The 9735-nt window shown below is 75.6% G+C and carries 9 protein-coding genes; 3 read left to right on the plus strand and 6 right to left on the minus strand.

Going from position 1 to position 9735, the window contains the following annotated elements:
• Positions 1–71 precede the first annotated feature (71 nt).
• Positions 72–701, minus strand: coding sequence for an MBL fold metallo-hydrolase (locus ACFV61_RS23785; RefSeq protein WP_063350533.1), 630 nt, complete (start codon positions 699–701; stop codon positions 72–74).
• A complete protein-coding gene (locus tag ACFV61_RS23790; RefSeq protein ID WP_063350532.1) occupies positions 698–1783 on the minus strand; it encodes an S-(hydroxymethyl)mycothiol dehydrogenase in 1086 nt (361 codons plus the stop codon). The genes ACFV61_RS23785 and ACFV61_RS23790 overlap by 4 nt, the downstream gene beginning before the upstream one ends.
• Positions 1784–2439: 656 nt before the next feature.
• Between ACFV61_RS23790 and ACFV61_RS23795 the strand changes: the two genes are divergently transcribed.
• From ACFV61_RS23795 to ACFV61_RS23805, 3 genes are all read left to right on the plus strand, one after another.
• On the plus strand, positions 2440–3657 hold the full coding sequence (locus ACFV61_RS23795) for a cytochrome P450 (RefSeq protein ID WP_063350531.1): 1218 nt from the start codon (positions 2440–2442) through the stop codon (positions 3655–3657).
• Entirely contained in the window at positions 3654–3917 is a 264-nt protein-coding gene (locus tag ACFV61_RS23800; protein ID WP_079136117.1) for a ferredoxin, read from the plus strand. Before ACFV61_RS23795 ends, ACFV61_RS23800 begins: the two co-directional genes overlap by 4 nt.
• A gap of 134 nt (positions 3918–4051) precedes the next feature.
• Positions 4052–5236 (plus strand): MFS transporter, encoded by a 1185-nt coding sequence (locus tag ACFV61_RS23805; protein WP_208869127.1) that lies wholly within the window; start codon positions 4052–4054, stop codon positions 5234–5236.
• Here the strand turns inward: ACFV61_RS23805 and ACFV61_RS23810 are convergent.
• From ACFV61_RS23810 to ACFV61_RS23825, 4 genes are all read right to left on the minus strand, one after another.
• Positions 5217–6122, minus strand: coding sequence for a LysR family transcriptional regulator (locus ACFV61_RS23810; RefSeq protein ID WP_380481796.1), 906 nt, complete (start codon positions 6120–6122; stop codon positions 5217–5219). The genes ACFV61_RS23805 and ACFV61_RS23810 overlap by 20 nt on opposite strands.
• Before the next feature lie 43 nt (positions 6123–6165).
• The gene (locus ACFV61_RS23815) at positions 6166–7434 is read right to left on the minus strand and encodes a phosphotransferase family protein (protein WP_380493750.1); all 1269 of its coding nucleotides are present in this window, start codon (positions 7432–7434) and stop codon (positions 6166–6168) included.
• A 94-nt stretch (positions 7435–7528) separates the two neighbouring features.
• Positions 7529–8386 carry a PhzF family phenazine biosynthesis protein gene (locus tag ACFV61_RS23820; RefSeq protein WP_380370041.1) on the minus strand — a complete coding sequence of 286 codons (858 nt, stop codon included), beginning with the start codon at positions 8384–8386 and terminating at the stop codon, positions 7529–7531.
• Between the two features lie 83 nt (positions 8387–8469).
• Positions 8470–9567, minus strand: a complete 1098-nt coding sequence (locus ACFV61_RS23825) for a DUF5937 family protein (protein WP_380493752.1) — start codon at positions 9565–9567, stop codon at positions 8470–8472.
• Positions 9568–9735 lie beyond the last annotated feature (168 nt).

A 9735-nucleotide genomic window follows, 5' to 3' on the forward strand; every position in this document is an offset into this window, starting at 1 on the left:
GGGGGGGGGGGGGGGGCCGGGGGGCCCCCGGGGGGGGGGCGCCGGGGGCGGGCGCGGGGGGCCGTTCGCGGTCAGTGCCCGCGGGCGATCCAGTCCGGCAGGGCCGGGGCCTCGGCGCCGATGGTGGTCGGGTCGCCGTGGCCGGTGCGGACCACCGTCTCGGCCGGGAGCGACAGCAGCCGCTCGCGGATCGAGTCGATGATCGTCGGGAAGTGCGAGAACGACCGGCCGGTCGCGCCCGGGCCCCCGTGGAACAGGGTGTCGCCGGTGAAGACGGTGCCGAGCTCCGGCGCGTACAGGCAGACCGCGCCCGGGGCGTGGCCCGGGGTGTGCAGGACGGTCAGCTCGGTGCCGGCGACCTCGATCCGCTGCCCGTCGGCGAGTTCGCCGTCCGGGAGGCGCTCGGGATGGGTGAGCTTCCACAGCGGCAGGTCGTCCGGGTGCAGCAGGATCGGCGCGCCGGTGCGGGCCGCGAGGGCCGGGGCGGCGTCGATGTGGTCGTTGTGCGCGTGGGTGGAGACGATCGCCAGCAGCCGGCGCCCGCCGAGCGCGGCCTCGATCGCGTCGGCGTCGTGCGCGGCGTCGATCACCACCGCCTGCTCGTCGTCGCCGACGATCCAGACGTTGTTCTCCACCTCCCAGCTGCCGCCGTCGAGTTCGAAGGTCCCGGCGGTGACCAGCCGGTCGATCCGCGCGTTCACAGGACCACGACCGAACGGAGCACGTCGCCCTGGTGCATGCGCTCGAACGCCTGCTCCACCGCGTCGAGTTCGATGGTCTCGGTGACGAACGCCCCGAGGTCCAGGCGGCCCTGGAGGTGGAGGTCGATCAGCATCGGGAAGTCCCGCGAGGGCAGGCAGTCGCCGTACCAGGAGGACTTCAGCGCGCCGCCGCGGCCGAACACGTCGAGCAGCGGCAGCTCCAGCGTCATCTCCGGCGTGGGCACGCCGACCAGGACGACGGTGCCGGCCAGGTCGCGGGCGTAGAAGGCCTGCTTGTAGGTCTCCGGGCGGCCGACGGCCTCGACCACCACGTCCGCGCCGTTGCCGCCGGTCAGCTCCCGGATCGCCTCGACCGGGTCGGTGCTGCGGGAGTTGACGGTGTGGGTGGCGCCGAGCCTGCGGGCCGTCTCCAGCTTGCGGTCGTCGATGTCGACGGCGATGATCTTCGACGCACCCGCCAGCCGCGAGCCCATCACGGCCGCGCCGCCGACGCCGCCGCAGCCGATCACCGCGACCGAGTCGCCGCGGCCGACGCCCCCGGTGTTGATGGCGGCGCCGATGCCCGCCATCACACCGCAGCCCAGCAGGCCGGCGACGGCCGGCGAGACCGCCGGGTCGACCTTGGTGCACTGGCCGGCCGCGACCAGGGTCTTCTCGGCGAACGCGCCGATCCCCAGCGCCGGGGACAGCTCGGTGCCGTCCAGCAGCGTCATCTTCTGCTTGGCGTTGTGGGTGTTGAAGCAGTACTGCGCGCGGCCGCGCCGGCAGGCGCGACACTGGCCGCACACCGCGCGCCAGTTGAGGACGACGAAGTCGCCCGGCTCGACCTCGGTGACGCCCTCGCCGACCGACTCGACGACGCCCGCCGCCTCGTGCCCGAGCAGGAACGGGAACTCGTCGTTGATGCCGCCCTCGCGGTAGTGGAGGTCGGTGTGGCAGACCCCGCAGGCCTGGATTTTGACCACCGCCTCGCCCGGCCCCGGGTCCGGCACCACGATCGTGGTCACCTCCACGGGCGCGCCCTTGGCGCGCGCGATGACTGCCTTGACCTGCTGGGCCATCCGATTCCACCTCCGTCGGCCGATGCGGCTCTGCACCGGCGTGACCTGCGACAAACGACTGCCCACGAAGCGTAGCGCCCGTAGCGACGGGCGCCGACGGGGCGGGCCCGGTGATCCGGCTCACCGCACCGGCCGCAAAGGCGTCATATGCCGTCGAGATATCCGCCGGACCCCCGGCGCGGCCCGCAGGGCAGGGCGCGCGGGCGCCGCCGAGCGCCCGTCAGCGTGCCTCGAAGTGCCCGGAAAGGAGCGCCGTTGGCTGGAAGTGCCGCTGACGCGCGCACCGCCGCCCACGTACGGTCGTAGCAGAAGCGGTCCACGCGACCACGCTCAGCACATCCGCCCCACCCGACGGTGCGCCACCGCGCGCCGTCCGCGCCGAGGCGTACCGACCGTACGCCGTCGCACGATTCGCGCCATCCCCCGTTCCGGTCCGCGTTCGCCTTCGCTTCCGCCTTCGATCCGCCGTTCGTCCCACCTGATCCGCCGTTCGTCCCGATCTGCCGTCCCACCTGATCCGCCGTTCGTCCCGGTCCGCCGAACCCGGCCCGGGCCGAGCCGCCCGCCGGCCCGCCCCACCCGTCCCCGCACCATCCCGGTTCCACCCCCCGTCGGGCCGTCACGTACGGCCCCCCGCCCTGGAGTCTGGAGTACGGATGTCCGCCGAGAACAGTGCGACCGGTGCCGGAACCGGCACCGTCCCGCTCATCCCGATGCACTGCCTGCGCCGCCTGGAGCCCGGCCCGCCCCGGCTCGCCGCGCTGCCGACCGGCACGCCCGTCTGGCTGGTCAGCCGCCACGCGGACGTGCGGCAGGTGCTGACCGACCCGCGCCTGGGCCGCGCCCCGCTGTACGCGCCGGACGCGCCGCCGATCGCCGTCATCCCGAACATCCTCGACAGCCCGCAGGGCCTGCTGAACATCGACGGCACCGAGCACCAGCGGCTGCGCCGCACCGTGCAGCGGGCCTTCACGCCGCGCGCCATCGCCCGCTGGCGGCCCTGGGTCGCCTCGGTGGTCGAGGCCCTGATCGACGAGATGATCGACCACGGCTCCCCCGCCGACATCGTGGCCGGCTATAGCCGCAAGCTGCCGGTCCAGGTGATCACCCGGCTGATGGGGCTCGACAACCTGGACGGCAAGAAGCTCTCGCACTGGAGCGACCACGCGCTCTCGGCCACCGCCTACACGGCCGAGGAGATCGCCACCGCCATGGCCGAGTTCGCCGGCTTCGGCGCCGCGGTGATCGCCGAACGCCGCGCCGACCCCGGCGAGGACCTGGTCAGCAGCCTGCTGGCGGCCGCGGCCGAGGACGGTTCGATCGCCGAGGAGCAGTTGGTCACGCTGGTCATCGGCCTCGTCGTGGCCGGCCACGAGACCACCATGACCAGCCTCGGCAACGCGCTGGTCTACCTGCTCACCGAGGACCGCGAGGCCTGGCAGCGGCTCGCCTCCGACGAGGCCAGCGCGACCGCCGCGACCGAGCAGATCCTGCGCGCCGTCCCGCTCGGCGACGGCCAGCACCTGCCCGGCCTGCTGCGCCGCACCATCGAGGACGTCGAGATCGGCGGGGTGGTCATCCCGGCGGGCAGCGTCGTCGCCGCCGACACCGTCGCCGCCAACCAGGACCCGACGGTCTTCACCGGGGACCTGCTCACCGAGCTGTTCTCCCCGCTGGCCGCGCCGATGCTGACCTTCGGCGCCGGGCCGCACCACTGCCTGGGCGCCTGGCTGGCCCGGATGGAGCTCGAACTCGCCCTGCACCGCCTGGCCCGCCGGCTGCCCTCGCTGCGCCTGACCGGGCCGGTCGAGGAGATCGACTGGCGGCGGGGCCTGCTCACCCGCAGCCCCGAGACCCTCCAGGTCGCCTGGTGACGGCCACGCCGGGGACGGGCGCCGACGCGGTGGTGGTCCGGGTCGACCGGGACCGCTGCATCGGCTCCGGGATGTGCGCCCTGAGCGCCCCCGGCTCGCTGGCGCTCGGCGCCGACGGGCTGGCCGAGCCGGTGGCCGATTACGCGGCCGACGGCGCCGAGCTGACGGAGGCGCTGGCCGACGCGGTCGACTTCTGCCCGGTCGAGGCGCTGACCCTCTACTCGGCCGCGGGTGGCTACCGGATCGCCCCGGCGGAGTGACCGCGCCCCCCGGCGCCGCCTGCCGCACCACGGCGGGCGGCGCCGGGGGCGTTCCCGGATCGATGAGCCTGGCTAATCGACGGATGAGCTCATCGATCTTGTTCCGCCCTCGGCGCGGCTGATGGGCTGGCCCCATGACCGACGCCGACACCCTCGCGCCCCCGGCCGCCCCCGGCAGCCCGCCCCGCTGGGCACCGATCACCGCCGTGGCCCTCGCCACCTTCACCGTGGTCTCCGCCGAGATGATGCCCGTGGGGCTGCTGACCCCCGTCTCGAAGACCCTCGGCGTCTCCGACGGCGTCACCGGGCTCTCCCTGACCATCACCGGGCTCCTCGCCGCCGTCCTGTCCCCGTTCGTTCCCGCGCTCACCGGGCTCCGGGACCGCAAGCACGTGCTGATCGCCTTCATGCTGCTGCTGTCGCTGGCCAACGCGCTCACCGCGCTCGCCCCCAGCTACCCAGTACTGGCCGCCGCCCGCGTCCTGCTCGGCCTCGCGATGGGCGTCGTGTGGGGCATCACCGCGGGGCTGGGCCCACGCCTCGCCGACGGGCCGCGGATCGCCCTCGCCACCACGCTGATCTTCTCCGGCGTCTCCATCGCCTCGGTGCTCGGCGTCCCCCTCGGCACCTACCTCGCGGCACTGCTCGGCTGGCGCTCCGCGTTCTGGGCCCTCGCCCTGCTCGGCGCGGTGTCCGCCGCCGTCCTCGCCCGCACGCTCCCCGCCCTCCCCGTCCACGAGCGCGGCCGGCTCGACCGGATCGCGGACGCGCTGCGCAACCGGGGCGTCGCCGCCGGACTCGCCGTCACGGCGCTGGTCGTGCTCGGCCACTTCACCGGCTACACGTATGTACGGCCGGTGCTCGAACTCGACGCAGGCCTGAGCAGCGGCGTCATCGCCGCCTGCCTGCTGGTCTACGGACTGGCCGGCGTCGCCGGGAACTTCACCCTCGGCCCGCTGGCCGGCCGGCACCCCAAGGCGGCCGTGGCCACCGCCCTCGCGGGCGTCGCGCTCGCCACCGCCCTGCTGCCGCTCCTCACCGGGAGCGTGGTGGCGGTGCTGCTCGCGCTCGTCGTCTGGGGCGCCTCGTACGGCGGGGTCTCGATCTCCACCCAGACCTGGGTCCGGATCGCCGACCCCGCCCGGATCGAGGCCTCGGCGGCGCTGTGGGCGGGCGTGTTCAACGCGAGCATCGCGCTGGGCTCGCTCGCCGGCGGGCTGGTCATCGACCGGGCCGGGACCCACGCCGTGCTCCTCACGGCGGCGCTGATCACGGCGGCCGGACTGCTGCTCGCCGCCGTCACGCGCCCACGGCGGTGAGCGCCCGTACGAAGGCCCCGGCCAGCGGGTGCGGCCGCCGCTCGCCCTGCACCACCAGCAGCGTGGACGGTTCCAGGCCCGGCACCGGCAGATAGCGGATGTCCGGCCGCTGGACGTACGCCGTGCTCGCCTCGCACAGCAGCAGCCCCAGGCGGGTGCTGGCCACCGTCGACAGCCCCTCCTGGAGCGTGGCCGCGCCCGCCGGGTAGGCCAGTTCCCGCCCGTCCGGCGCCTGCCGCGGGGCGTTCGCCCGGCGCCAGTAGTCCGGGGCGGGCCCCCGCGGTTCGATCAGCGCCAGCCCGGCCAGTTCGTCCGTGGAGACGCTCGCCGCCCCGGCCAGGCGGTGCCCGGCGGAGAGGGCGACGTACATCGGCTGCCGCGAGAACTCCAGCAGCACCCGCAGGCCGTCCTCCCGGCACGGGGACAGCACGATGGCCAGGTCGATCTCGCCCCGGCCCAGGTGGGAGAACGGATCCCCCCAGGACAGTTCGACGAGCTGGGCCGCGCCCTCCGGAAGGCCCGCGATCGCCCTGGCCACCGGCTCGTACACGGCGCACTGGAACCCCAGGCGCAGCGGCCGGTCCGTCGAGGCGGCCCGGGCGCGGGCCGCCTCGAAGCCCTCCCGGAGCCGGTCGACGGCGGGCACCACCTGCTCGGCCAGCTCGCGCCCCAGCTCGGTCAACTCGACCCGCCGGCTGGTCCGTTCGAACACCGGGGCGCCGACCCGGCCCTCCAGCCGCTTGATCAGCTGGGAGACCCGGCCCTGCGAGACGCCCAGGAGCTGCGCCGTCCGCCCGAAGTGCAACTGGCGCACCAGGACGGAGAAGCACTCCAGTTCCTGGAGCGGCAGCTCCGGCAGCACGGGGCCTGGCGTCGTCCGATCCACCCCGGCAGTCTAGGGCGCGTCCTCGAACCCCCGCCTGCGCGCCCTAGGTGTTCTGACCCGTGAGGTCGGGAACGCCGCAGGCCAGCGCCGCGCGCAGCTCGGCGGCCGGGTCGCCCGCGTGGTACGGGCGTTCGCTCTCCTCGATGTGGTCCAGGAACTCCTGGTAGCGCAGCGCGTAGGACAGGTGGTACAGCGGTTCGACCAGCTCCAGCGCGCGCCACGGCCGGGATCCGGGCGCGTGCTCGCTCCAGGCCTTCAGCCAGACCTCGACGAGGTGCTGCCAGCGCTCCGGCGCGAGGTAGGCGCGCGGGCGCAGCCCGTCCAGGGCGGGGTGGCCGAGGTAGGAGTCGGCGTAGTCGACGACCACCGGACGCTTGCCGTCGGAGCGCCAGTTGCCGGGGTGGAAGTCGCCGTGCACCAGGGTCTCGGGGAGGCCGCAGGCCGCCAACTCCTCCAGCAGAGCGGGGAGTTCGGCGACCAGTCGGCGGACGCCGGCCAGTTCCCCGGGCGTCAGGTCGGTCTCGCCGGGGAGCCGGTCGAGCAGCGCCTGCGCCTGGGCGAGCAGGGTGCGGGGCGTCCGGTCGCGCAGCCCGGCCGTCGCCGCGCGCCCGTCGGCGGCCAGCGCCGCCTGGGCGGCGACCAGCCGGGGCACCACCTCCTCGACGGTGTCGAGGGACGGCACCCAGCAGTCCTCGCCGGGCACGTGGTCCAGCAGCAGCCGCCCGCCCGCCGGGTCGGCGGCCAGCACCGGCGGCACGAGCCCCGGGTCGACGCTGCCGAGCAGCGCGATCACCTCGCCCTCCCGGGCGTTGAAGGCGGGCGTCGTGGTCTTCAGCCAGGCGTCGCGGCCGGTGGCCGTCGGGAGGCGGACGAGGCCCGACAGGTTCCACGTCCGGATCTGCCGCGCCGGGCCGGCGACCGGCCGGCCGGCCCCGGCCAGCTCTGCCTCCGCCCAGGCCAGCGCCTCCCCCAGCCCGGCCGGCGTGGCCCAGGCCGCGCGGCGCTCGGCGGGGCCGAGCAGCGCGGCCGTCCCGGCGTCCAGCGGCCTGGCTTCGACGGCCGTCGGCCGCTCCAGCGCCTCGGCGTGGTAGCACACCTGCCCGCCGTGCCCGCCGCGCCCGCCCTGCTCGCTCCGCCCCTCCACCAGCCGCAGCACCAGCACCGGCACCCCGGCGAGTTCGGCCGCCCGCGCTCCCACCCCGTCCACCGACGACCACCACCCGCCCGCCGCCTCGAACGGGCCCACGGGGCCGAAGTACTCGCCCCCGTGGGTGAGATGGACCGTGACGGTGCGTTCGCTCGCTCGCTGCATCCGGGCAGCTTCGCCCACCCGGGCCCCGTATGCGAGCGAATTTCCGGACGCCTCGGGCCGGTCCCGGGCCGGTCCCGGCCCGATCGCGTTCGCGCTACGGGATCGCCACCGCCGCGCCGGACACCCGGATCCGGCTGTCCGCCGTCCGCAGTTCGACGTGGAGCACGCCCGGGCGGCCCAGGTCCTCACCCTGGTGGAGGGTCAGCACCGTCGGGGCCGCCGCCGCGCCCTGCTCCCGCAGGTAGGCGCCGAAGGCGGCCGCGGCGGCGCCGGTGGCCGGGTCCTCGACGACGCCGCCGACCGGGAAGGGGTTGCGGACGTGGAAGACGTCCCGGGCCTCGCGCCAGACGAGTTGGAGGGTCACCAGGTCGCGGGCCCGGGTGTAGGCGGCGAGGCCGTCGAAGTCGTAGTCGAGGCGGGCCAGGCGGTCGCGGGTGGCGGCGGCGAGGACGAGGTGGCGGGCGCCGGCGTAGGCGATCCGGGGCGGCAGGGCCGGGTCGAGGTCGGTGCGGGCCCAGCCGAGCAGGGCGAGGACCTCGTCGACGTCGGCGTCGGTCACGTCCTCCACCTGCGGCTCGACACTGGTCAGGGTGGCGCGCAGGACGCCCTCCGCGTCCTGGTCGACCTGGACGGGGACTTCGCCCGCGGCCGTCGTGAAGACGTAGTGCCCGGGGCCGGTGCGGGCGGCGAGCGCGACGGCGGAGGCGACCGTGGCGTGGCCGCAGAACGGCACCTCGGTGAGCGGGCTGAAGTACCGGACTCCGTAGGCGCCTTCGGTCGCTCCCGCGGTCAGGAAGGCCGTCTCGGAGTAGCCGAGCTCGGCGGCGATGGCGAGCATCCGCTCGTCGGTCAGGCCTGCGGCGTCGAGAACGACGCCCGCCGGGTTGCCGCCCTCGGGGCGGGTGGTGAAGGCGGCATAACGCAGGATGCGGGGTGAGGCGTCGTCGGTCATGCCCGGACGAACGCGTTCCGCTCCCCCACTGTTCCCGCTCACCTGTTGCCGGTTCGCCGACCCGCCGGTCACCACGACACCGGTCACCGCAGCAACGCCTCCAGGAAGTCCGAGCCGAGCCGGGCGCTGCCCGGCAGGTCGAGCTGGTAGAGCATGTACCGCCCGCGCCGCTGGGTGATGAGCAGCCCCGCCTTGCGCAGGACGGCCAGGTGCCGGGACACCTCGGGCGCGCTGAGCTGCCAGGTGGTGGCGAGTTCGCCGGTGGTGTGCGCGCCGCGGGCCATGGTGCGGGCCAGGCGCAGCCGGACGGGGTGGGCGAGGGCTTCCAGCCGCTGCTGGACGAGGGCCAGCGAGACGGGTTCGGGGATGCCCGCCTCGGCGACGGGGTACTGGAGGACCGGACGCCAGCCGGGGGTGTACACCACCACGAGGTGGGGCCGGCCGAAGGCGGTGGGGATGAGGGTGACGCCGCCGCCGTCGGTGCCGCTGGTGGCGTTGTCCTGGAGCTTGTCGACGACGATCCGCCGCCGCCCGTCGGCGCCCTGGTCGAGGGCGACGGAGGGTGAGACCGCGGCCAGCGCCTCGGCGGGGCCGCGCCGGGCCAGCAGGTCGGCCTTGCGCCGGGCGTCGGCGGCCAGGGCGGGCAGGACGCGCTGCCAGGCGTCGGCGAAGAACGCCGACTCGCAGTCCTCCAGCATCCGCCGGACGAGGGCCCGGACGGCGGGCGGGTCGGCGAGCAGCCGGTCCGCGAAGGCGGCCTGCCGGGGGCCCCGGGCGAGCGCGAGTTCGCGGGCCCGCTCGTTGGCCACCGGGTCGGTGAGCGGGGAGGGCGCCCGGCGGGCCGGCCGGGAGGAGCCGCAGGTGGTGACGAGGGCGGCGGCGACGTACAGCTCGTCGTCCATCCGGTCGACGGCGTCGAGCTCGTCGGCCAGGGTGGCGCCGGGCAGGCCGGGGACGAGGAAGTCGGCGCGGGAGGAGCGCCAGAGGAAGTCGGCCTCCAGCAGCCGCTCGGACAGCACCGGCGGAATCGTCGCGGCGGTGCTGGACGCCCAGCCGCGCAGCGCGGGGTGGTGCGCGGGCTCGGCGAGGACGTCCAGCATCGCGGTCAGCTCGCCCAGCGGGGACGGCGTGAAGAGCAGGCGCTCGTCGGGCAGGCCGGTGATGTCGATGGTCACGCTCATGCGCCCGCCGTGCTCCTCCCGGCAGGGGCGTCCGCCCACCCGCGCCTCTTGATGATCGGTTCGCTCACGACGGCGATCCTGCCACCCGCCCGGATCCGCTCCCGCGGCGGGTTTGGGGGTGGGGGGAAGCACCATGGCCCGCCGGCGCGGCCCGGGGCGCGGTCACCG

Source organism: Kitasatospora sp. NPDC059817 (genome assembly GCF_042731835.1).
In the GTDB taxonomy this organism is placed as follows: domain Bacteria; phylum Actinomycetota; class Actinomycetes; order Streptomycetales; family Streptomycetaceae; genus Kitasatospora.